Raw genomic sequence first — 21,690 nt, 5'->3', positions numbered from 1 at the left:
CCATGAAGACCATCTCTTTCGCCGTGCCGTGCTACAACTCGGCCGCCTACATGGACGCCTGCATCGAGTCCATCCTGAAGTGCGGGGACGACATCGAGATCATCATCGTCGACGACGGCTCCACGAAGGACGACACGGCCGCCAAGGCCGACGCCTGGCAGGAGCGCCACCCCGACCTCATCCGCGCCATCCACAAGGAGAACGGCGGCCACGGCTCGGCGGTGAACACGGGCCTGAGCCATGCGACGGGGCGCTACTTCAAGGTGGTCGACTCCGACGACTGGCTCGACGAGCACGCCATGTCCGAGATCATGGCGTACCTGCGCCGCCAGGCCGAGCTGCCGAACCCCACCGATCTCGTCATCGGCAACTACGTGTACGAGAAGGTGCACGAGGGCGCGCGCACGGTCATGCACTACCGCAACGTGTTCCCCGAGGGCCGCGAATTCGGCTGGGCCGACGTGGGGCACTTCGGGCAGAGCCAGTACCTGCTCATGCACTCGGTGATCTACCGCACCGAGCTGCTGCGCGACATGGGCCTCGAGCTGCCGGAGCACTGCTTCTACGTGGACAACATCTTCGTGTACGTGCCCCTGCCGCACGTGAAGACCATCTACTACCGCGACGTGGACATGTACCGCTACTTCATCGGCCGCGAGGACCAGAGCGTGAACGAGAGCGTGATGATGGGCCGCATCGACCAGCAGCTGCGCGTGACGCGCCAGATGATCGACGCGGTGAAGCTGCCCGACGACGTGCCCGAGCGGCGCCTCGAGCGCTACATGGAGAACTACCTGTCCATGATGATGTGCATCTGCTCCATCTTCCTGCGCATGATCGATTCCGACGAGGCCGAGGACAAGCGCGAGGCCATCTGGGCGTACCTCAAGGAGCACAACCCCGACGCCTACCGCCCCATCCGTCGCAGCACGCTCAACATGGGCACGAACCTGCCCACGTCGTTCGGCCGCCGCATCGGCATCACCGGCTACCGCGTAGCCCAGAAGATCTTCAAGTTCAACTAACGGAAGCGCCGCCGGGAACCCGGCGGCGCTTCTCGGTTCGGCCTTCTTCCGACGCGGGCGCCGCGGAGCGCCTACGCCCCCAGCCCCGTCGCCACGGCGGCGAGGGCCACGAGGACGCCGACGATGGACTCGCCGCCCAGCAGGCCGGACGACACGACGAGACCCGTCTCGCCCTGCGCCCTCTCCTTTTCGGCGGCCTCTTCGGGCGCGAGCTTCGCGCGGCGCCGCTTGCATACGAAGTCGTACGCCACCTTCGCCATCGCGCCGAGAAACGCGGTGAACGACATGTAGAAGGGCAGGTAGATGCCCAGGCCCAGCATCATGGTGGGGAAGTTCAGCAGGTAGAGGCCGAAGCCGACCGCCAGCCCCAGCGCGAACGCCGGGACGGACGGGATGCCGGCCACCATCGTGGCCACGACGGACGCCTGCGCCGACACGAACGAGGCGGTGGGGCCGAACGACTCGGGGCCGTAGGCGCTCACGAGCACCGCCATGACGGCCACGGCCACCACCGCGCCGATGACGGCGCCGATGGCCTGGCCGATCCACTGGGCTTTCGGCGAGGTGCCCAGCACGTGGCCGGCGTGGAAGTCGTTCATCACGTCGCCGGCCAAGCCGCACGCCACGGCCACGATGCCCGCGACGAAGAACAGCTGCACCTGCGGCACGTTGGACACGGCGGCCACGGCCAGCAGCACGATGAGGCCGAAGATCTCCATGGGGTCGACGCCCGTCTGGCCGACGCTCTGCGCGCTCATGGCCGTGGCCACCCAGGCGAGCGCCACCACGATGAGGGCGGGCACGGGGCCCAGCTGCAGCCCGAAGCAGATGACGAGCGCCACGGCCGCCACGGCGAACGCGACGATGCCGGCGGACAGGCGCAAGCGGGCGCGCTTGGCGCCCTTGCCCTCGGGGGCGGCGGGCGCGGCTCCGTCGGCGTCGGCTGCGGCGGCGCCGAGCGTCACCGCGCCGCGCGTGTCCTTGAGCATGCGGAAGGCCTTGGGCAGGATGTTCTTGAAGATGACGCCGAGGCCCGCGCCCATCATGACGCCCATGCCGAGGCTCGACACGATGCCCTGGCCGCTTGCCACGTCCCAGAGCCCGGCGGCCGAGCCGCCCACGATGATGCCGAAGTTGCCGATGAGCGCGCCGGCGAACCACACGACGACGGCGCCGGTTCCCACGAGGAAGCCCACGGCCAGCAGCATGGGGGAGTTGTAGATGCCGAACGCCACGCCGGGGATGGCGACGTTGCCGAACAGCATGGCGGGGATCATGCCCAGCCCGTCGCGCAGCGCCGTGTAGATGCCGGCGATGCCCATCGACCCGAACAGCTTCCAGCCGGTCTTGCCGCCCTTGTCGCCCGCGATGAGCGTCTGCGCGGCCGCTTCGCCGATGGGGTACTCCAGCTCGGCGTCCTCGATGAAGTGGCGGCGCAGCAGCACGGTGCAGACGAGCCCGAGCACGACGCCCGAAAGCGCCACGAGCAGCATCTCGTAGACGCCCACCTCGTCGGCGAAGCCGAGCATCCAGATGCCGGGGATGGTGAAGGCCAGACCGCCCGCCACCATGGCGCCCGCGCTCATCACGGTGTGCGTGACGTTCGCCTCGTTGAGGCTGGCCTTGCCATGCCCGAGCGCTTTGAGGAAGAACAGCGAGATGATGGCCGCGAACACGATGGGCCAGGGAAGAGCCCCCATCTTGAGGGCCGTGTACACCGATGCCGCGGTGATGATGGTGCAACCGACGCAGCCTATGAGGATGCCGCGCAGCGTCAGCTGCCCTTTGACAGAATCCATTCTCTTCTCCTTTTCGTATATCCGCTTCCCCTCTCGATCGGGAAGTCGGGTTACTGAACGGACGGGTACAGTATACTGTACGGAAACGACGGGCGACATCGCTAAAATCGCATGATTGTGGGAGAACGCGGGAAGGCAGGCGGATATGGGCAACGGGCAGGGCGCGGCGCGCACGGTGCTGTGCGTGGACGTGGGGAACTCGGACACGAACCTGGGGCTCTTCGTCGACGGCGAGCTCGACGCGACCTGGACGGTGACCACGACGGAGCGCATGACGGCCGACGAGGCGCGCATGCGGATGGCCGGGCTCTTCGACATGCGGGCGCGCGACGGCAAGGACGCGGCCTGCGACGACGCGGTGATCGCCTCGGTGGTGCCCGGCCTGACGGACGCCTGGGTGACGGCGACGCGCGCGCTGTGCGGCCGACGCCCCCTCGTGGTGGGGCCGGGCGTGAAGACGGGCGTGAGGATGCGCTACAACGACCCCGGCGAGCTGGGCGCCGACCGCGTGGCCGATCTCGTGGCCGCGCGCGCGGCCTACGAGCCGCCGTTCGTCGTGGTGGACCTCGGCACGACGACGAACTTCGAGGTGGTGGACGAGGACGGGGCGTTCGTGGGCGGCATCATCGCGCCCGGCGTGAAGCTGTCGGCGAAAGCGCTGGCCGACGCCGCCGCGCAGCTGGCCATGGTCGATCTCAAGGCCCCCGCCTCGGTGGTGGGCAAGAACACGCGCGAGGCCATGCAGGCCGGCGTCGTGATGGGGGAGGTCGCGCTCATCGACGGCCTCGTCGACATGGTGCAGCGCGAGCTGGGCTACGACGTGGACGTCATCGCCACGGGCTCGGACGCCGCCGCCATCGCCGCGCTCTCGCAGCGCATCGCCCGCACCGACGAGCACCTCACCCTCCGCGGCCTCAGCATGCTGCATGCGCTGAACAGGAAGTGAGGGCGTCCCGTCCGAGCACGCCGCTCGCGGCCGTGCGTGCCGTTCGCCTTCCGTGCTCGCTCTTTTTGAGTTGCGAACAAATGTTTCACGTGAAACATCTTGATCGGGCGGGTTGCGATTCCGAGGGCTGCCTGTCGGGTGCGGTTTTTACCGAAATGTGACGCAAGCGGGCTCTCCGGGCTCCCCTGCTTTTCCGATCGCGGACGTTTCCCCTGGTCGTCGTGCGCCGCGCGCCCTTGAGCGCGTCTTGGACGCCGCCGAACTGCAACATCTCGGTGAAAACTGCACGGATCCGCGGCGGGAGGGGCGCATTGGCGCGCAATGCCCGACGAGCCGCATCCGCTCCTCGCGCTCTGCCCTGCAGGAAATCACCCGATTCGGGTGTTTTCGGTCGGGCCGCAGGCGCGCCGGGAAACCCTTTCTCGCATCATGCCTGTTCGAGACAGCGTTCCCGAGACGCCCGAATCCGGCGGTTTCTCGCCTGTTCGGCGGCGGGAGGATGCCTGGGGGCGCCCGCGAGGCGTCGCGCCCGTCGGGGGGGGGGGGGGGGCGGGGCTGCGCCAAAGAGGGGCCAGAACAAATGTTTCACGTGAAACATCTTGATAGGGCGGGTGGGGTCGGTGGTGCGCGGCTCGGAGGGCGGCGCGGTGCGGCGGGCGGCGGACGCGGCTGGCGGGCTCCCCTGCGCGGCGGGCGCGCGGGCGGCTCCTCCTGCGCGGAGGACGGGCCGGCTCATGCGGCGGGCGAGGGGTCGGGCCCGCGCGCTTCCGCCGGGTGCGTGGCGATGCGATGGAAAATTAGCCGTGGTTTACAAATTCGGCTGAATCGCGTACAATTCCCATTTTGTTAGATTGAGCAAACTAATCGTCGGCGCACGCGCCGGCGCGGGGAAGGACGCACGTATGACGAACAAGAAGGACGAGCGCGCCGGCGGCGGCCTCCGCGCGCTGTGGGCGGTCGGGGGCTTCGTGTGCTTCGGGCTGGGCGCGCTGGGGGCCGTGCTGCCCATCCTGCCGACGGTGCCGTTTCTGCTGGGCGCGGCGTTCTGCTTCGCGCGCAGCTCGGCGCGCCTCGATGCGTGGTTCCACGGGACGAAGCTGTACCGCAACGTGCTCGAGGGCTTCACGAAGAAGCGCGCCATGACCGTGAAGGCGAAGCTGTTGCTGCTGGGTCCCATCACGCTCGTGCTGGGCGTCTCGTTTCTGCTGATGGCGAACGTGCCGGTGGGGCGCGCCGTCGTGGCGGCCGTGTGGGTGGCGCATATCGTGTACTTCGGCTTCGTGGTGAAGACCGACCGCGGGGCCGCGACCGCGGCCGAGCTCGTTTCCGAGCGCGCTCCCGAGCGAACGGAGGGCTAGGGCATGTTCAGCAAACGGCTGGCGGAGATGGTGCCCGCGGCGCGCAAGTACGTGGTGGCCAGCGTGGCGCTGCAGTGGGTCGCGCTCGTGGCGAACGTCGCCCTCATGCTGCTCATCGGCCTGTTCGTGCAGGCGCTCATCGAGGGCGGGGACGTCGCGGCGTCGCAGGCGAGCCTCGTGCAGGCCGCCGTGGCGGCCATCGTCGTGCGCGTGGGGTGCCTCACGCTCGCGCAGCGCATGGGCCAGGCGGCCGCCGCCGCCGCGAAACGCACCGTGCGCAAGCAGGTGTACGACAAGCTCGTGCGCCTCGGGCCGTCGTACTCCGAGCGCGTGGCCACGAGCGAGGCCGTGCAGGTGAGCGTCGAGGGCACCGAACAGCTCGAGAGCTACTTCGGCTCGTACATGCCCCAGCTGTTCTACTCGGTCGTGGCGCCGGTCACGCTGTTCGCCTGCCTCGCGCCGCTGTGCCTGCCGGCCGCCGTCGCGCTTCTGGCCTGCGTGCCGCTCATCCCCGCGTCCATCGTGGCCGTGCAGAAGATCGCGAAGCGCGCGATGGGCACGTACTGGGGCGCCTACACCGACCTGGGCGCCACGTTCCTCGAGAACCTGCAGGGCCTCACCACGCTCAAGATATACCGCGCCGACGCGGAGCGCCACGAGGCGATGAACCGCGATGCCGAGACGTTCCGCCAGGCCACGATGCGCCTGCTGCGCATGCAGCTGAACTCCGTGACGGTGATGGACGTGTTCGCCTACGGCGGCGCGGCGGTGGGCATCATCATGGCGCTGTGGCAGTTCTCGCTCGGGCAGGTGCCGTTCTTCGCGGCGTTCGCCGTCGTGTTCCTGGCGTCCGAGTTCTTCATCCCGCTGCGCACGCTTGGCTCGTTCTTCCATACGGCCATGAACGGCATGGCCGCGGCCGACAAGATGTTCGCCATGCTCGACACGCCCGAACCCGAGCGCGGGTCGCGCGTCATCGAGCCCGATCGCGCGTCCTTCGCGTGCCGGGGCGTGGGCTATTCCTATGACGGCGAGCGCACCGTGCTGGAAGCCGTGGACTTCGACGCGCCCGCCGGGTCGTTCACGGGCATCGTGGGCGAGAGCGGCTCGGGCAAGTCGACGCTGGCCGGCATCCTGTCCGGGCGCAACGCCGGGTTCACGGGCTCGGTGGAGGTGGGCGGCGTGCCGCTCGCGCAGGCGTCGCGCGCCGCGCTGGCCAGCACCGTCACGGTCGTGCCGTTCTCGAGCTACCTGTTCAAGGGCACCGTGCGCTCGAACCTGCTGCTGGCCGACCCGCAGGCGAGCGACGACGAGCTGTGGGACGCGCTTTCGCGCTGCCGCGTGGACGGGTTCGTGCGCTCGGCCGGCGGCCTCGACGCCGCCATCGCCGAGGAGGGCGGGAACCTCTCGGGCGGCCAACGGCAGCGCCTCGCGCTGGCCCGCGCGCTTCTGCACGACACGCCGGTGTACGTGTTCGACGAGGCCACGTCGAACGTCGACGCGGAGAGCGAGCACGCCATCATCGAGGTCGTCCACGAGCTGGCGCGCACCAAGACCGTCATCATGATCTCGCACCGCCTGGCCGCCGTGGCCGACGCCGACCGCATCTACGTGCTGGAGGACGGCCGCGTCGCCGAGGCGGGCCCCCACGACGAGCTGCTGGCGCAGGACGGCGCCTACGCGCGGCTGTGGAACCAGCAGGCCGCGCTCGAGCGGTTCTCGAGCGCCGCCCGGATGGGCGAGCCCGAGGACGAGCTCGCCGACGCCTTCGACGATGCGCCCGACCGGCGCCCCGAAGCCGCGCCCGCGCGCGGCGCCGCGCCGGCGAGCAGGTCGCACCTGTCGGTCATGCTGCAGCTCGTCAAGCTGGTGCGCCCCCTGCTGCCCTGGATGCTGCTGGCCGTCGCGCTGGGCGTGCTCGGATTCGCGGCCGCCATCTTCCTCACCGTGTTCGGCACGTACGCGCTCGTCGACCTCGCCGGGTTCCCGCAGGCCGTGAGCTACGGCGCGGCCGTGGTGCTCGTGGCCGTCTGCGGCGTCGCGCGCGGGCCCCTGCGCTACGGCGAGCAGCTGTGCAACCACTACCTGGCCTTCAAGCTGCTGGCGCTCGTGCGCGACCGCGTGTACGCCGCGCTGCGCCGGCTCGCGCCCGCGAAGCTCGAGGGGCGCGACAAGGGCGATCTCGTCTCCCTCGTCACGAGCGACATCGAGCTTCTGGAGGTGTTCTACGCGCACACGCTGTCGCCGGCGATCATCGCGCTCGTGGTGTCGCTGGGCATGGGGGCGTTCATCGCCGCGGTGTCGCCCGTGCTGGGCGCGCTGGCGCTGGCGTCCTACGTGCTCGTGGGCGTCGTGGTGCCCGTCGTGGCCTCGAAGGCCAGCGGCTCGGGCGGCCGCGCGCTGCGCGAGGGCATCGGCGACATGAACGCGTTCGTGCTGGACAGCCTGCGCGGCCTGCGCGAGACGCTGCAGTTCGGCCGCGCCGCCGACCGCTCCCGCGAGCTCGACGAGCGCATGGGCGCGCTCGCGCGGGTGGAGGAGCGCCTCAAGGGCCGCGGCGCGCTGGCGATGTCGCTGACGAACGGGTTGGTGCTGGCGCTCGACGTGGCCATGGTGCTGGCGTCCGGAGCGCTGTGCGCGTCCGGCGCCATCGGGCCGGACGCCGCGCTCGTGGCGACGGCCGCCCTCATGTCGTCGTTCGGCCCGGTGATCGCCGTGGCGAACCTGGGCTCCACCCTGCAGCAGACGCTGGCTTCGGGCGCGCGCGTGCTTGAGCTCATCGAGGAGCGCCCGCAGACCGAGGAGGTCGACGACGGCGTGGACCTGGAGGCGTTCTCGGGCGCCGCGGTGCGCCGCGTGGACTTCTCCTACGGCGATCGCCCCGTGCTCGACGGCGTGAGCCTGCGCATCGAGCCGGGCAGCGTGGTGCACCTGGCCGGGCGCAGCGGGTCGGGCAAGTCCACGCTGTGCAAGCTGCTCATGCGGTTCTGGGACGCCACGCGCGGCGTGGTGGAGGTGTCGGGCACTGACGTGCGCCGCGTGAACACGGCCAGCCTGCGCGACACGGAGGGCTACATGACGCAGGAGACGCACCTGTTCGCGGGCACCATCGGCGAGAACATCCTCATCGCGAAGCCGGACGCCTCGCCCGAGGAGCTGGCCGAGGCGTGCCGCAAGGCGGCGCTGAGCACGCTGGTGGAGCGCCTGCCCCAGGGGCTCGACACGCCGGTGGGCGAGCTGGGTGAGACGCTGTCGGGCGGCGAGCGCCAGCGCATCGGCCTCGCGCGCGTGTTTTTGCACGACGCGCCGTTCGTGCTGCTGGACGAGCCCACCTCGAACCTCGACAGCCTGAACGAGGCCGCCGTGCTGAGCGCGCTGGCCGAGGGCCGCGAGGGAAAGACCATCGTGCTGGTGAGCCACCGGGCCTCCACCGCCGCGATCGCGGACACGACGTACACGGTGGACCGAGGACGCCTGAGCTAGCGAAGCGCTGCCGCTCCCAGCACGGTCCCGTCGAGGTCCTTCAGTGTGAACGTGCCGTGCTCGTACACGGCGTAGCTGGCGCTGCCGTCCTTCGGGATGGAGGTGCTTCCCGGGTTCACGAACAGCACGCCGTCGCGCTCGTCGAGCGTCTTCACGTGGGTGTGGCCCGACAGGAAGGCGCTTCCGGGGCGCAGCTGGGGCGCGAGGTCGAGGTGGCCGTGGGTGAGGTAGAGCTCGTGGCCGTCGGCCTCGACGAGGGCGTAGTCGGCCATGCAGGGGAAGTCGAGCACCATCTGGTCCACTTCGGCGTCGCAGTTGCCGCGCACGGCGACGATGCTCGCGGCCAGGCCGTTGAGCAGCCCGATGACCTCCTTCGGGGCATAGCCCTCCGGCAGGTCGTTGCGCGGGCCGTGGTACAGGAGGTCGCCCAGCAGGACGACGCGGTCGGGCGCCTCGGCCTCGACGCGCGCGACGAGCGCGCGCACGGCCGGGGCGGCGCCGTGCAGGTCGGATGCGATGAGCAGCTTCACAGGCGCTCCTTTCGATCGGTCGTGACGATCGTGCCAGTGTAGCGCAAACGCCCCGGACGCGCGACCCGGCCCTACAGCTCGGCCAGCACCGCGCGGTCGGCCTCCACCTGCTCGCGCGCGAGCGCGGCCAGGCCGCGGTAGAACGACGTGCGGGCGCGCTTCTCCGCGTCGTCGGCGAACGCGGGCACCCAGGCGCCCAGGTGCTCCTCGACGAAGGCGCGCTGGCACGCGACGAGCCCGTCGACGGTCTCCCGGTCGCCGCGCTCGCAGGCGGCCGCCGTGCGCTCGGCCAGCTCGGCCGCGAACGCGCACTCGAGCGCCAGATGGTCCTCGGGCAGGTTGAAGTCGTCGGGCGCGTCGAGCCCCTGCGAGCGGTACGCGGCCAGCACCTCGTCGCGCGCGTCCTGCATGAGCAGCCCCTCGGGGCTCGTGTACACCGACTCGTACGGCGGCACGGGGTGCGGTCCCATTCCCAGGTACAGCCGGTTGTAGTCGGCGGCGAGGTCGATGCGCAGTGCCTCGTCGTCGGACGCGTCGGCGGAGGCCAGCTCCGCGAAGAAGGGCGCGAGCGGGTCCTCGGCGGGCCGGTCCGCGGATGCGGCGCGTAGCGCGGCGACGAACGCCGCGTCGGGGGCCGTGCGGTAGGCGCGCGAGAGGAAGCGGTAGGCGAGCGCGCGGTCGCCCATGAGCTCGATGAGGTTGAGGTCGTCGGTTTCCATGGAGTGCTCCTCGGGGTCGGCGGTGAACGCGGTGCCGAAGGGCGCCGAAGCGCCCTTCGAGCGAGGGAGGGGAGGGGGCCGCGGGGAGGTGCGGCCCCCGGATGGTCGAGACGCTAGGACACGTACACGCTGGGGTTCGTCTCGCCCTCCATGCGCGCGCCGCCGCGTTCGGCGGCCTGCGTCTCCATCTCGGAGAGCGGGCCGAAGTGCAGGGCCTGCATGGGGCACGCCGCCACGCAGTGCGGGTCGCCCTCCTCGGTGCGCCCGATGGACAGGCAGGTGTCGCACTTGTCCATCTTGAGGCCGCCGCCCTCCACCTCGCGGTACTGCGGCACGTCGAACGGGCAGGCCAGCGAGCAGGTCTTGCACCCGATGCACTTCTCGTCGTCCACCACCACGACGCCGTCCTCCTCGCGCTTGCTGATGGCGCCTTGCGGGCACTTCGCGAAGCACGCGGGCTCTTCGCAGTGCATGCACGACAGCGATTCGAAGGAGCGCTTCACGGTGGGGAACGTGCCGTCCACCGTCTCCTGCACGTTGCGCCGCGACACGGTGCCGGCCTCGATGCCGTGCCACTGCTTGCACGCTACCTGGCAGGCCCAGCATTTGATGCAGCGGCTCGTGTCAACGTAGAATCCGTACTGCTCAGCCATGATCTACCCCTCACTCTTCGAGATCTTCACGAGCGTCTGCTTGGCCATGGCCGAGGTGAACCCGTCGTAGTTCGCGATGTCGTCGTCGTACAGCACGTTGACCTCGCTGCCGCCGTCGAGGCTGCCGTAGCCGGGCAGGCCCAGCTCGTCGCAGGGTTCCCACCAGCCGCGCTTCGTCATGAGCACGTCGGGCGCGATGGCCTCGAAGTAGCGCGCCACCATCTTGATGGAGCCGTGAGGCGATTCCACCTTCATCCAGTCGCCGTCGGCGATGCCGTACTGCGCGCCCGTGGCCGGGTTGATCTTCACCCAGGGCTCGGGCTGCAGCTCGCGCAGGTAAGGCACGTCGTGGTAGTAGCTGTGGTTGCACAGGCGGTAGGCGTGCACGTCGGAGATGACGAGCGGGTACTCCGCGGCCACGTCGGGCGTGCCGACGATGCTCTCGGGCGCGCCCTTGTACACGGGCAGGCGCTCGATGGTGCCGGTGTCCGTGGCGTTGGGCTTGTCGCCGATCCACTCGTTGACGCACTGCACCTTGCCGCCGGGCAGGTTCGCGAACATCTTCTCGTAGTCCTGGTACGCGGGCTCGGTGGGCTTGGCGCCGTCGGTGCGCTCCTTGAACACGTAGCCCTTCTCGCGCAGCTCCTCGAGCGTCACGCCCGAGCCGTCCAGCTGCTCGTTCAGCATCTTGTCGATGTCGCCGTCCCAGAAGTCCGCGCCGTAGCCCATCTTCACGGCCAGGTCGAGGTAGTACTGCCAGTCGGAGCGCGTCTCTCCCGGAGGCTCGGAGATCACCTGGTTGATGCCGATGAACGTGCCGGCGGGGGAGTTCTTCGTGGCGAACTGGTCGGCCGACTCGTACTGCGTGGTGGCCGGCAGCACGATGTCGGCGTAGTCGCACGACGAGTTCCACGCCGTGTCCATGACCACGTAGTAGTCGAGCTTCTTGAGCGCCTCGGCGATGGTCTTGGGCTGGCGGGTGGCCGACATCGGGTTCGAGGACTGGCCGAACACGAAGCGCAGCGGGTAGGGGTCCTCGGTCAGGATGGACTGCAGGCCCTTGTTGTAGGCGCTCGTCGGGCCGGATTCCTGGGTCACCATGTCCTGGAACCAGCGCGGCGTCTCGGGCGCCACGAGCTTGGACACGCCGGCCATCCAGCCGTTCGTCTTGTCCTCGTCGCTTTCCGGCAGGCGGTCGGTCAGCAGGTCGATGCCCTTCGTCTTGATGAGGGGCTCCGGCATGACCATGCCGGCCCCGCCGCCGCCCGCGATGCCGAGGTTGCCGGTGATGGCCTCGATGAGGCAGGCGCACGCCACGGTCCAGTGGCCGTCGTTGGCCTGGTCGCCGATGCCGTTGCCGCAGTTGATGCCCATGGGCTTCACGGTGCCCATGAGGCGGGCGACCTCCGTGATCTGCTCCTCGGGCAGCCCGGTGATCTCCGCGGCCCACGCGGGCGTGAACTGCGTGACGTGTTCGGCCAGCTCGTCGAAGCCGGTCGTCCAGTTCTCGACGAAGTCGTGGTCGTACAGGTCCTCGCCGATGATGACGTTGAGGAACGCGAGCGCGAGCGCCGTGTCGGTGCCGGGGCGCACGGGCAGCCAGTAGTCGGCGTGCGCGCCGAGGCCCTCCTGCATCGGGCGGATGTCGACGATCTGCATGCCGCCTTCCTTGGCGTTCATGCGCGCGTTCGGGTTGCCCTGGTTCACGGCCGAGTTCTCGGAGTTGAAGCCCCATACCACCAGGAGCTTCGTCTTGCCCAGCTGGCCGGGCGCCGTGTCGGTGGCCTTCGCGTGCTCGGGGCCGCCGATGGTCACGAGGCGCGAGAACATGCGCTGCGAGTTGCAGATGGCGGAGTGCAGGTAGTTCGGCGAGCCGTGCACGTTGAGGAAGCGGCGCCCGAGGCTGCCGAGCACGGCGTAGAACTGCGGGCTGAGCACCGCGTAGGACTCGGCGCCGTACTGCTCCTTCTGCTCCTTGAGCTTGGCGGCGATGGTGTCGAGCGCCTCGTCCCACGTGATCTGCTCGAACTTGCCCTCGCCCTTCTCGCCGGTGCGCTTCATGGGGTACAGCAGGCGCGTGGGCGAGTACACCGTGTGCATGGCGGCGTTGCCCTTGGCGCACAGCGTGCGCGAGCCGCGGCCGTAGTTGTTGCCGGCCTCGGGGTTGCCCTCGACGTTCGTCCAGCGGCCGTCGCGCACGGTGCACAGGGTGGAGCAGTGCGTGCGGGCGGGCCCGCACATCTTGCACCAGGCGTGCTTGACCTCGACGACGGCGTCCTCGCCGCCTGCGCCGGCAGCGTCCGCGCCGTCGGTCTCCTTCATCTCCTGCGGGGCGCATCCGCCCAGCATGGCCGCTGCGCCGAGCGCGGCGGCACCCTTGAAGAACGTTCTCCTCGTCAGTTCTGACATGATCCCTCCTCTTGGATCGGTTCCCCCTTGCATCCTGCGCCCGTCGGCCCGTGCGATGCGTCCCCCTCCTCCGTGCACGCATCCGACGTTTCCCCGCGCGTCGTGCCAGGATCGCTTATGCGATGGGTTCACTTTAGGCAGGCGGCCGGCCGTTTGGAATCGTAGGTTTCATAGCGGGAGAAAATCGTTTTCCCACCTGGGTGAACATAGGTTTTATATGAGGTTGGTTTGCGGTACAATAGCCGCTTACGTGGCAGCCGCGCGCGGCACGGGGGAGAGGAACGCCATGGAGACGGGGATCGTGGAGCGTATGGCGGCGGTCAAGGCCCACCTGAAGGCCGTGACGCTGGCCGACGTGTTCGACGTGCGGGCGCTGGGCTTCGCGCTGACGCTCGCTTGGGCGTCCATCGTGTTCTTCAGCACCACCGTCCACTTCTCGACGCGCAACGACGTGAGCCATTTCAACAGCGTCGTGGGCTTCTCGAACGTGGGCACGCTGGCCGTGCTGCTGCTGGGCGCGCTCGGGCCGAAGCGCTTCGCCCGCGTCATGCGGGCGCCCGCGATGCGCGCGCTCGCGCCGGCGGTCATGGCGGTGTCCACCGTCGTGCTCGTGATCATCGACCTCAACTTCTTCACGCAGCCGTGGTGCTCCCTCTTCTCGACGGCGGCCGGGGCGGGGCTCGGCGTGCTGTACCTAGCCTGGGGCGAGGAGTTCCGCCGCCTCGCGCCGGCGCAGGCCGTGGTGAAGACGGCGTCGTCGTTTCTGCTGGCCGCCATCCTGTTCGCCCTCGTGGTGGCGCTGCCGCGCCCGGTGAGCGTCGCGGCGACGGTGCTGCTGCCCGTGGCGGTGGGCTTCGTCCTGTTCGCGAAGGTGGGCGTGTGGAAGGGCGACGACGAGGCCGCGCCCGCGACGCTGCGGCGCGGGGCCTTCTCGCTGCGCGCGCTGCTGTCGCTCGGCGTGCTGTCGTTCGCCGAGTCGTTCATCCGGGCGCTGTTCTTCAACGCGTCGCCCATCATCAGCGAGGGCAGCTACCCGTGGCTGTTCCTCGTGGCCACGATGGCGTCCATCGCGCTCGTGTGCGTGCCGCTGTTCTCGTCCGACGGCCTCGACGTGGCGGCCGCGTACCGCGCGGCGGTGCTCGCGCTCGGGTTCATGTTCCTGCTGCTGCCCATCCTCGACCTCGGCTCGATGGCCGCCGACATCGTGGCGCTCACGATGTACGCCACGGTGACGCTGCTCGTGTGGATCGTGCTCGTGCGCATCACGGGCCTGTACGGCCTCGTGGCGCTGTTCTCGATCGGCGTGGGCTGGGGCGCGCACGTGGCCGGCTCGCTGGCCGGCACGTTCGGCGGGGCCGTGCTGGGCTCGTTCATGGAGCTGGCGCCGCGCGTGCTGAGCATCGTCGAGCTCGGGTGCGTGTGTCTGCTGTTCCTGGCGTACCTGTTCCTGTTCACGGATCGCTCGATGACCAGCCTCTTGGGCATGCGCCCCGGCGGCGACGGCCGCCGGCCGTTCCGCGAGCGCTGCGAGCGCGTGGCGGCCGACTACGATCTCACGCCGCGCGAGCAGGAGATCATGGCCCTCGTGGCGAAGGGCCGCTCGACGCCGCGCATCCAGGACGCGCTCGGGCTGACGGCGGGCACGGTGAACACGCACCTCGCGCACCTGTACCGCAAGCTCGACGTGCACGACAAGCAGGAGCTCATCGACCTGCTCGAGCGGCCTCAGCCCAAGTCGGCGCAGTAGCCGCGCGCGATGATGCGGCGGTCGCTCTCCGGGAACAGGTGGGCGTACAGCGCCATGAAGTAGCTGTCGGTCATCGAGGCCATGTAGTCGACCACCACCTGGTTCGGCTCGGACGCGAGGTAGTCGTCGAGCTCCACCGTGCGCGACTTGGCCGCGAGCGAGGCCGCGTGGTGCTTGAACACCGGCGAGCTCTCGTCGCCCGCGCGCAGGTCGTCCAGCAGGCGGGCGTACAGCTCCTCGAACATCTCCCCGACGACGTTGCCCGCGCCGCTCACCGCGCCCTCGCGCTCGTAGATGAGCTCGTAGTTCTGGCGCTTGGCGCGCTTGAGGTCGGCGAACACCTCCTCGCTGAGCGCGATGCGGTCGGTGCCGTAGCTCGTGTTGACGAGGTCCACCGTGAGGTTGTTGATGATGCGGGCGTTGTCGCGGCCGATGACCGTGCTGTCGAAGACGTCGAGCGCGTCGATCACGCCCATGTCGAGCGCGTCGGCGCGGTCCTTGCCCACGTAGGCGATCATGTCGCTGACGCGCACGACGCAGCCTTCCAGCGTGGAGGGGCGCAGCGTCTTGATGGTGCGCTCGTCGGCGTTGCAGGCTTCCACGAGCCCGTCGAGCGCGGCGAAGTCGCGGGTGTCGCCCGTGCGCAGCACCTGCTGGGCGAACTCGCCGTTGTGGCACAGCACGCCGTCGAGGGTCTGCAGGCTGACGTTGCGGCGGTACAGCTGGTCGAGCACGCGCACCGAGTGCACGTTGTGGTTGAAGTAGCGCCCGGTGCGCGCGTGGTAGCACGCGCTGAGGTAGCGCTCGCCGGCGTGGCCGAAGGGCGTGTGCCCCACGTCGTGGCCGAGCGCGATGGCCTCGATGAGCTCGCAGTTCAGCCCCAGCAGGCTGCCGATGCCGCGCGCCACGCGGCTGACCAGCTGCACGTGCAGCCCGCGGCGGCAGATGTCGTCGTTCTCCACGAACGAGAACACCTGCGTCTTGTCGGCGTAGCGGTTGTACGCCGGCACGTTGAGGATCTTCTCGATGTCGCGCGCGAACGCGGGGCGCGTGAGCGTGGCGTCGTCGTGCGGGTTCCGCTCGCGGCGCACGACGTCCGCGTCGTCGAAGCGGCGGGGGTGCAGCCGGCCTGCGGTGCGGTCGGCGCGGATGGCCTCCTCGACGGCGGGGTCGAGCGTGAGGTAGGGGATGTTCGCGTTGTCCATATGCGTCCTCTGCTGTGCGGCGCGCCGCCCGGGCGGCGCGCATCGTATTGTTCGAGGACATTGTAACGCATAGAACAACACCGTACAAATGTTTCACGTGAAACATTCGGGACCGGAGCGATGCGCCGGCTCCGCGCTCGGCCGACGCGGCGCGCTTCCGTCGGGCGCGCCGCGCCGCGGCGGAAGGTGGCGGAGGCCGGGCCGCCGGCCGCCCTCGCTCTCCGCCGCCTTCTAGTACCTATATAACGCGGCCATGCCGGAGTCGCCGGGGATCCGGGCGGGGTCGACCTCGAACACCTCGGCGTCCTGGGCCAGCGCCGCGCGGGCGAAGTCGTCGGCCAGCTCGGGGCCTTGGAAGCGGCCGTGCGGCTCGCGCTCGAACAGGTAGACCTCGCCCGTCTCGTCGTTGAAACCGCCGGGGATGTAGGCGCCCTCGGCCACGAACAGCGCGCGCACCTTGCGCTCGACGAGCGCCAGCCCGATGGCCTCGAGGTCGGTCGAGCCGCCGCCGTGGGCCTCGGCGTCTCCGAGCTTCTCCAGCAGCTCGGCCGCGCGCGCCTCGCGCACGTGCTCGATGACGGCCTTGGCGCTGTCCAGCAGCTCGGGCGCCTCGATGCCGCCGATGTCCTTCTCGATGCCCTCGTTCAGCAGGTGGGGGACGGTGGAGATGCGGCGGAACATCGTTTGGTGCTCGGGCAGGCTCACGAGGATGACCGGCAGCTCGGTGCCCTGCACGAGGTGGTCGGTCACCGCCCGGTTCACGTACTGGAAGAACTTCTCGGCCTCTTCCTTCTTCACGTCGTTGCGCGACTTCCAGCCGTGGTAGGGCGGCAGGTGGTTCTCGAGCGACGCGTAGTCGAGCGCCCCTTCGTGCCCGTCGTAGACGAGGGGGAACTCCTCGCTGAACTCGTCGAGCACCTCCTGCGGCATCTCGACGCGGTCGAGCGAGCCGAAGTCGCCGTGGACGAACGCGAAGCGGTCGGCCGACAGCCCCAGCAGGAAGTAGTGCGATCCGAACTGGAAGTTCTTCAGCAGCGGACGCACGTAGAACCGCTCGCCCACGAACGCGAGCGGCCCCACCTCGTAGCTCAGCTGGTAGACGTAGGTGCGGTCGTTGCCCACGAGCACGGCGAGGCTGTCGCCGGGCGCGGGGCTCGCGAGGTCGTCGAGGTGCGCGGCCACCTGGTCGAGGCGCTCGTCGACGCCCTTGTACTCGCGGCGCTCGCGCTCTTGGGCGAGCTTGCCCCGCGCCTGGTCCACCAGGTTCTTGAACTCGATGCGGTCCTGGTCGTCGCCGGGGACGCGCCCGTGCGTGGGCAGGTAGAGCGATACGAGGGGCGGCTCGACCTGCTCGTAGAGCGCAGAATCGAAGTCCGCCAAAATCGTGATGTCGTCGTTCATGGCAAACCTCTCTTGTCGATGATCGTGCGGTGCGCCGACCGGAAGCGGCCGACCGATCCAGCATAGCAGCGGCCTCGGGCGCCGCCGATTCTGCTGCGGTTTTGTCAGGATTCGGTTGGCGTTCTGCTGATTACCCCGCGCGCCCCCGCCGCGCTGCCGCGCAGGCGAGCTTGCGCTATACTGGACGGCGACGAACACGGAAAGGGAGCGCATGCAAAACAGGCAGTGGATATTCGCGGCGATCGGCGTGCTGAGCTTCGTCCTCATGACGGGCAGCCTCGTGCTCACGTACATGAACGCGGGCGAGGAGGGCGTCGGGCTGGCCGAGCTGGGCCCGTCGCTGGCGCTCGCCTTCGTGTTCCTCGTGAACGTCGTGCTGGCAAAGCAGAACAGGCGAAGGTAGGGGCGCACCGTGGCGGGCGGCATCAGCGAAGAGGACATTCAGAAGGTACGCGAGGCCAGCGATCTCGTCGCGGTCATCGGCGAGCGCACGCCGGTGAAGCAGCGCGGGCGCGATTTCTGGTGCTGCTGCCCCTTGCACAACGAGAAGACGCCGTCGTTCAAGATCGATCCTTCCCTGCAGCTGTGGCACTGCTTCGGCTGCGGCGAGGGCGGCGACGTGTTCGGCTTCATCATGAAGACCGAGGACCTGTCGTTTCCCGAGGCCGTGCGCCGGCTGGCCGAGCGCGCGCACATCGACATCGCCGAGAGCGGCGGTCGCAAGAGCATCGGCAGCAGCCGCAAGGCGCGCCTCAAGGCCGTCTGCGACGAGACCGCGCAGTTCTACCACTCCCAGCTCATGCGCAACCCCGGCCCCGACGCGTCGGCGGCGCGCAGCTACCTGGGCGCGCGCGGCCTGGGCGGCGAGGTGCCGAAGACGTGGCAGCTCGGCTTCGCGCCGGGACGCGGTCAGCTCGTGCGCCACCTGTCGGCGAAGGGATTCAAGCCCGACGAGATGGTGCAGGCCAACGTGGCGCTGTCGGGCGACGGCGGCAAGCTTCGCGACCGCTTCTACAACCGCATCATGTTCCCCATCAACGACCCGCAGGGCGAGTGCATCGCCTTCGGCGGGCGCGTGGTGGGCAAGGGCGAGCCGAAGTACCTGAACTCCCAGGAGACGCCGCTGTTCCACAAGTCGCAGGTGCTGTACGGCATGGACAAGGCGAAGGCCGCCATGGCGTCGACGGGCGTGGCCGTGGTGGTGGAGGGCTACACCGACGTCATCGCGCTGCACGAGGCGGGCGTGAAAAACGCCGTGGCCACGCTGGGCACCGCGCTCACCATGCGCCACATCCGCCTGCTGTCGCGCCACGCGCAGCACGCCATCGTGTACCTGTTCGACGGCGACGAGGCGGGGCAGCGCGCCGCCGACCGCGCGCTCGCGTTCATCGACGACTCCATGACGCCCGAGGCGGGCAAGAGCCGCATCGAGCTGGCCGCCGTCACGCTGCCGGACAACCTCGACCCGGCCGACTTCGTGGCGCAGCGCGGCGCCGACGAGCTGCAGAAGCTCATCGCCCACGCCCAGCCGCTGCTGAAGTACGGCATCGAGCGCCGCCTGGCCCGCCACGACCTCGGCCGCGCCGAAGGGCGCGCCGCGGCGCTGGCCGACGCGCTGCAGGTGCTGGCCCCCATCAAGGACTCCATGCTCGCGCGCGACTACGCCGTGCAGATCGCCACGAGCGTGCGCGCCCGCGAGCAGGACGTGATCGACCAGCTGGAGCATCTGAAGGCCCCGAAGGCCGAGGGCGAGCAGGACGGGCCGGACGCGCCCGACGGCGCGCCCGAGGCCGCCGCGCCGCGCCCGAGCCGCAGCCTGCCGCGCGCCGAGATCAACCGCCGCCGCTTCGAGCGCCAGCTGCTCACGTTGGCCGCGCGCCGCCCCGACCTCGCGCTCCTGCACGCCGACGCGCTTGCGCAGACGCAGTGGCACGAGCAGGCGCACGCCGTGATCGCGCAGAGCATGCTCGACACGCTGGCCGAGGATCCCGGCGCCACCTCGGCGCGCCTCGTAACCGAGGCGTCGCGCGCGCTGCCGGCCGCGGCCAGCGTGCTGACGTCGGGCACCGTGTCCGAGACGACGACGCCCGAGAACCTGGCCGCCTTCCTCGTGGAGGAGCTGGCCATCGGCGACGCCGAGGACGCGGTGGGGGCCCTGCGCGCCCAGATCGCCGACCCCTCGCGCCTCGATCCCGACGAGCTGGAGATGCTGTACGAGACGGTGGCCGCCATGCAGCAGGACCTCAAGCGCCGCCGCGCCGCGCACAAGCCGCTTTCCTGATCGGGTTCGCGCCCCTCGCGTGCCAGGCGCGCATGGAATGGTATACTCGATGCAGGAGAAAGGAGGAGCCCGTGAGCCCCTTCATCTGGTTGGCCGTCGCCGCCGTCATGGCAGTCGTCGAAGTGGCGTCGTTCGGCCTTATCACCATGTGGTTCGTCGTGGGCGCCCTTGTGGCGTTCGGCGCGAACCTGCTCGGCGCCGACCTGCTCGTGCAGATCGTCGTGTTCCTGATCGTTTCCGTCGTGTGCCTCGTCGCCCTGCGCCCCGTGTTCGTGAAGTACCGCGACCGCGGAAAGCAGGAGGAGCCCACCCATATCGGGCAGACCGCCATCGTGGTGGAGGACGTCGACAACGAGGGCCTCACCGGTCGCGTGGAAACGGACAACCGCATGACCTGGGCCGCGCGCTCCGCGGACGGCTCGCTCATACCCAAGGGCGCCGTCGTGCGCATCGTGGGGCAGGAAAGCGTGAAGCTCATCGTCGAAAGGAAGGTGTCCTGACATGTTCACCCTCGATCCGCTCCTGATCGCCATCATCGTGATCGTCGTGCTCGTGGTGCTGTTCTCGGTCACGTGCATCAAGATCGTCCCGCAGGCCGAGGCGGCCATCGTCGAGCGCCTCGGCTCGTATCTGGCCACGTGGAACAACGGCCTGCACGTCAAGGTGCCCTTCATCGACCGCGTGCGCCCCTACATCTCGCTCAAGGAGCAGGTGTTCGACTTCCCGCCGCAGCCCGTCATCACGAAGGACAACGTCACCATGTCCATCGACACGGTGGTGTTCTTCAGGATCATGGACCCGAAGCTGTACTGCTACGGCGTGGAGAACCCCATCATCGCCATCGAGAACCTGTCGGCCACCACGCTGCGCAACATCATCGGCGACCTCGACCTCGACACGACGCTCACCTCGCGCGACACCATCAACGCGAAGATGCGCGCCATCCTCGACGAGGCCACCGACGCGTGGGGCATCAAGGTGAACCGCGTCGAGGTGAAGAACATCACGCCGCCCGCCGCCATCCAGCAGGCCATGGAGAAGCAGATGAAGGCCGAGCGCGAGAAGCGCGAGGCCGTGCTCCTGGCCGAGGGCGAGAAGCAGGCCGCCATCACCATCGCCGAGGGCAACAAGCAGGCGCAGATCCTGTCCGCCGAGGCCGCGAAGCAGCAGGTGATCCTCGCCGCCGAGGCCGAGAAGGAGAAGCAGATGCGCGAGGCCGAGGGCGAGGCGGCGGCCATCCTGAACGTGCAGCAGGCCACGGCCGACGGCATCCGCATGGTGCGCGAGGCCGGCGCCGACAGCGCCGTGCTCACGCTGCAGGCGTTCGAGGCGCTCAAGAAGGTGGCCGACGGCCAGGCCACGAAGCTCATCATCCCCTCCGAGATCCAGGGCATGGCGGGCCTCGCCGCCTCGCTCAAGGAGATCGTCGTGGACAAGCGGGAATAGCGCTTCCCACCTCGCGCTTTGTGGAGCTTTCGGAAGATCGCTAGACAAGGCGCGCCCGAAACCGGACAATACGAATCCGACGATAATCCGCGCCGCCCCGAACTCGGGCGGCGCGTCCCATAGAAGCAGAAGGACGTGTTGACCGTGATTTCCATCGTGCAGTCCCCCAACCCCATCCTGAACCAGATGTGCGAGCCGTGCGATCTGGACGACAAGAGCCTGAAGAAGCTGGCCAAGCAGATGGCGAAGGCCATGTACAAGAACGACGGCTGCGGCCTCGCCGCGCCGCAGCTGGGCGTGACGAAGCGCCTCGTGGTGATCGACTGCGACCAGGACGAGGGCGAGCAGAACCCCATCGTGCTCGTGAACCCCGTGCTCGTGGACACGCAGGGCGATCCCATCGTGGCGGGCGAGGGGTGCCTGTCGTGCCCCGGCATCTCGGTGCCCATCGCGCGCCCGCCGTTCGCGCGCGTGCGCTACTTCGACCTCGACGGCGAGGAGTGGGAGATCGAGGGCGACGACCTTCTGGGCCGCTGCCTGCAGCACGAGCTCGACCACCTCGACGGCATCACCATGTTCGAGCGCTGCGACCCGCTCGTGCGCATCCAGGCGCTGCGCGACTACGAGGTGGCGGTGGCCTCCGGCGCGAAGCCGGGGGAGACCTCGCTCGAAGCGCGGGTGCGCTGAT

Annotated in this window: 17 protein-coding genes; 10 read left to right on the top strand and 7 right to left on the bottom strand. The window is 69.5% G+C overall.

Translation table 11 applies throughout. The annotated features are described in order from the left end of the window. The first annotated feature begins 2 nt into the window (after nucleotides 1-2). Nucleotides 3-1,025: a glycosyltransferase family 2 protein gene (locus GS424_RS09845; RefSeq protein WP_160942361.1), complete on the top strand. Its 1,023-nt coding sequence runs from the start codon at nucleotides 3-5 to the stop codon at nucleotides 1,023-1,025. A 71-nt stretch (nucleotides 1,026-1,096) separates the two neighbouring features. Here GS424_RS09845 and GS424_RS09840 read toward each other — a convergent pair whose 3' ends face one another. Further along, complete coding sequence (locus tag GS424_RS09840) at nucleotides 1,097-2,824, bottom strand: OPT/YSL family transporter (protein ID WP_160942362.1); 1,728 nt, start codon at nucleotides 2,822-2,824, stop codon at nucleotides 1,097-1,099. 145 nt (nucleotides 2,825-2,969) lie between these two features. Here GS424_RS09840 and GS424_RS09835 point away from each other — a divergent pair, with 145 nt between their 5' ends. From GS424_RS09835 to cydC, 3 genes are all read left to right on the top strand, one after another. After that, nucleotides 2,970-3,770 (top strand): type III pantothenate kinase, encoded by an 801-nt coding sequence (locus GS424_RS09835; RefSeq protein ID WP_154332105.1) that lies wholly within the window; start codon nucleotides 2,970-2,972, stop codon nucleotides 3,768-3,770. 902 nt (nucleotides 3,771-4,672) lie between these two features. Continuing rightward, nucleotides 4,673-5,128 carry a YbaN family protein gene (locus tag GS424_RS09830; RefSeq protein ID WP_160942371.1) on the top strand — a complete coding sequence of 152 codons (456 nt, stop codon included), beginning with the start codon at nucleotides 4,673-4,675 and terminating at the stop codon, nucleotides 5,126-5,128. Nucleotides 5,129-5,131: 3 nt separating this feature from the next. Beyond that, complete coding sequence (gene cydC / locus GS424_RS09825) at nucleotides 5,132-8,611, top strand: thiol reductant ABC exporter subunit CydC (protein ID WP_160942372.1); 3,480 nt, start codon at nucleotides 5,132-5,134, stop codon at nucleotides 8,609-8,611. On the opposite strand, the gene yfcE is transcribed toward cydC, so the two are convergent. The 4 genes from yfcE to GS424_RS09805 all read right to left on the bottom strand — a co-directional run bounded on the left by yfcE (nucleotide 8,608) and on the right by GS424_RS09805 (nucleotide 12,922). Further along, nucleotides 8,608-9,141 (bottom strand): phosphodiesterase, encoded by a 534-nt coding sequence (yfcE, locus tag GS424_RS09820; RefSeq protein WP_160942373.1) that lies wholly within the window; start codon nucleotides 9,139-9,141, stop codon nucleotides 8,608-8,610. The genes cydC and yfcE overlap by 4 nt on opposite strands. A gap of 71 nt (nucleotides 9,142-9,212) precedes the next feature. After that, complete coding sequence (locus tag GS424_RS09815) at nucleotides 9,213-9,860, bottom strand: TorD/DmsD family molecular chaperone (RefSeq protein ID WP_160942374.1); 648 nt, start codon at nucleotides 9,858-9,860, stop codon at nucleotides 9,213-9,215. Between the two features lie 113 nt (nucleotides 9,861-9,973). Then, nucleotides 9,974-10,513: a 4Fe-4S dicluster domain-containing protein gene (locus GS424_RS09810; RefSeq protein WP_160942375.1), complete on the bottom strand. Its 540-nt coding sequence runs from the start codon at nucleotides 10,511-10,513 to the stop codon at nucleotides 9,974-9,976. A gap of 3 nt (nucleotides 10,514-10,516) precedes the next feature. Then, entirely contained in the window at nucleotides 10,517-12,922 is a 2,406-nt protein-coding gene (locus GS424_RS09805) for a molybdopterin-containing oxidoreductase family protein (protein WP_160942376.1), read from the bottom strand. A gap of 286 nt (nucleotides 12,923-13,208) precedes the next feature. Between GS424_RS09805 and GS424_RS09800 the strand changes: the two genes are divergently transcribed. Further along, a complete protein-coding gene (locus GS424_RS09800; RefSeq protein ID WP_160942377.1) occupies nucleotides 13,209-14,669 on the top strand; it encodes a helix-turn-helix transcriptional regulator in 1,461 nt (486 codons plus the stop codon). On the opposite strand, the gene GS424_RS09795 is transcribed toward GS424_RS09800, so the two are convergent. Next, complete coding sequence (locus tag GS424_RS09795; protein WP_160942378.1) at nucleotides 14,648-15,874, bottom strand: deoxyguanosinetriphosphate triphosphohydrolase family protein; 1,227 nt, start codon at nucleotides 15,872-15,874, stop codon at nucleotides 14,648-14,650. The genes GS424_RS09800 and GS424_RS09795 overlap by 22 nt on opposite strands. Before the next feature lie 231 nt (nucleotides 15,875-16,105). Continuing rightward, nucleotides 16,106-17,275: a baeRF8 domain-containing protein gene (locus GS424_RS09790; protein WP_160942379.1), complete on the bottom strand. Its 1,170-nt coding sequence runs from the start codon at nucleotides 17,273-17,275 to the stop codon at nucleotides 16,106-16,108. Nucleotides 17,276-17,486: 211 nt separating this feature from the next. Between GS424_RS09790 and GS424_RS09785 the strand changes: the two genes are divergently transcribed. From GS424_RS09785 to def, 5 genes are all read left to right on the top strand, one after another. Further along, the gene (locus GS424_RS09785; protein ID WP_160942380.1) at nucleotides 17,487-17,678 is read left to right on the top strand and encodes a hypothetical protein; all 192 of its coding nucleotides are present in this window, start codon (nucleotides 17,487-17,489) and stop codon (nucleotides 17,676-17,678) included. Between the two features lie 9 nt (nucleotides 17,679-17,687). Next, nucleotides 17,688-19,556: a DNA primase gene (gene dnaG / locus GS424_RS09780; RefSeq protein WP_160942381.1), complete on the top strand. Its 1,869-nt coding sequence runs from the start codon at nucleotides 17,688-17,690 to the stop codon at nucleotides 19,554-19,556. Between the two features lie 71 nt (nucleotides 19,557-19,627). Further along, nucleotides 19,628-20,056: an NfeD family protein gene (locus GS424_RS09775; RefSeq protein WP_160942382.1), complete on the top strand. Its 429-nt coding sequence runs from the start codon at nucleotides 19,628-19,630 to the stop codon at nucleotides 20,054-20,056. A 1-nt stretch (nucleotide 20,057) separates the two neighbouring features. Then, nucleotides 20,058-21,002, top strand: coding sequence for an SPFH domain-containing protein (locus GS424_RS09770; protein ID WP_154332091.1), 945 nt, complete (start codon nucleotides 20,058-20,060; stop codon nucleotides 21,000-21,002). 135 nt (nucleotides 21,003-21,137) lie between these two features. Beyond that, nucleotides 21,138-21,689, top strand: a complete 552-nt coding sequence (gene def / locus GS424_RS09765) for a peptide deformylase (protein WP_160942383.1) — start codon at nucleotides 21,138-21,140, stop codon at nucleotides 21,687-21,689. Nucleotide 21,690: the final 1 nt, after the last annotated feature.

Source organism: Eggerthella guodeyinii (assembly GCF_009834925.2).
Lineage (GTDB): Bacteria > Actinomycetota > Coriobacteriia > Coriobacteriales > Eggerthellaceae > Eggerthella > Eggerthella guodeyinii.
Note: the sequence above shows the minus strand (reverse complement) of the source record. Positions and strands in the feature narration are given on the sequence as shown.

Excerpts from the sequence above, each read along its gene's own strand:
- GS424_RS09845 (WP_160942361.1), top strand. The coding sequence starts at position 3 with ATGAAGACCATCTCTTTCGCCGTGCCGTGCTACAACTCGGCCGCCTAC.
- GS424_RS09840 (WP_160942362.1), bottom strand. The coding sequence starts at position 2,824 with ATGGATTCTGTCAAAGGGCAGCTGACGCTGCGCGGCATCCTCATAGGC.
- GS424_RS09835 (WP_154332105.1), top strand. The coding sequence starts at position 2,970 with ATGGGCAACGGGCAGGGCGCGGCGCGCACGGTGCTGTGCGTGGACGTG.
- GS424_RS09830 (WP_160942371.1), top strand. The coding sequence starts at position 4,673 with ATGACGAACAAGAAGGACGAGCGCGCCGGCGGCGGCCTCCGCGCGCTG.
- cydC (WP_160942372.1), top strand. The coding sequence starts at position 5,132 with ATGTTCAGCAAACGGCTGGCGGAGATGGTGCCCGCGGCGCGCAAGTAC.
- GS424_RS09815 (WP_160942374.1), bottom strand. The coding sequence starts at position 9,860 with ATGGAAACCGACGACCTCAACCTCATCGAGCTCATGGGCGACCGCGCG.
- GS424_RS09810 (WP_160942375.1), bottom strand. The coding sequence starts at position 10,513 with ATGGCTGAGCAGTACGGATTCTACGTTGACACGAGCCGCTGCATCAAA.
- GS424_RS09805 (WP_160942376.1), bottom strand. The coding sequence starts at position 12,922 with ATGTCAGAACTGACGAGGAGAACGTTCTTCAAGGGTGCCGCCGCGCTC.
- GS424_RS09800 (WP_160942377.1), top strand. The coding sequence starts at position 13,209 with ATGGAGACGGGGATCGTGGAGCGTATGGCGGCGGTCAAGGCCCACCTG.
- GS424_RS09795 (WP_160942378.1), bottom strand. The coding sequence starts at position 15,874 with ATGGACAACGCGAACATCCCCTACCTCACGCTCGACCCCGCCGTCGAG.
- GS424_RS09790 (WP_160942379.1), bottom strand. The coding sequence starts at position 17,275 with ATGAACGACGACATCACGATTTTGGCGGACTTCGATTCTGCGCTCTAC.
- GS424_RS09785 (WP_160942380.1), top strand. The coding sequence starts at position 17,487 with ATGCAAAACAGGCAGTGGATATTCGCGGCGATCGGCGTGCTGAGCTTC.
- GS424_RS09770 (WP_154332091.1), top strand. The coding sequence starts at position 20,058 with ATGTTCACCCTCGATCCGCTCCTGATCGCCATCATCGTGATCGTCGTG.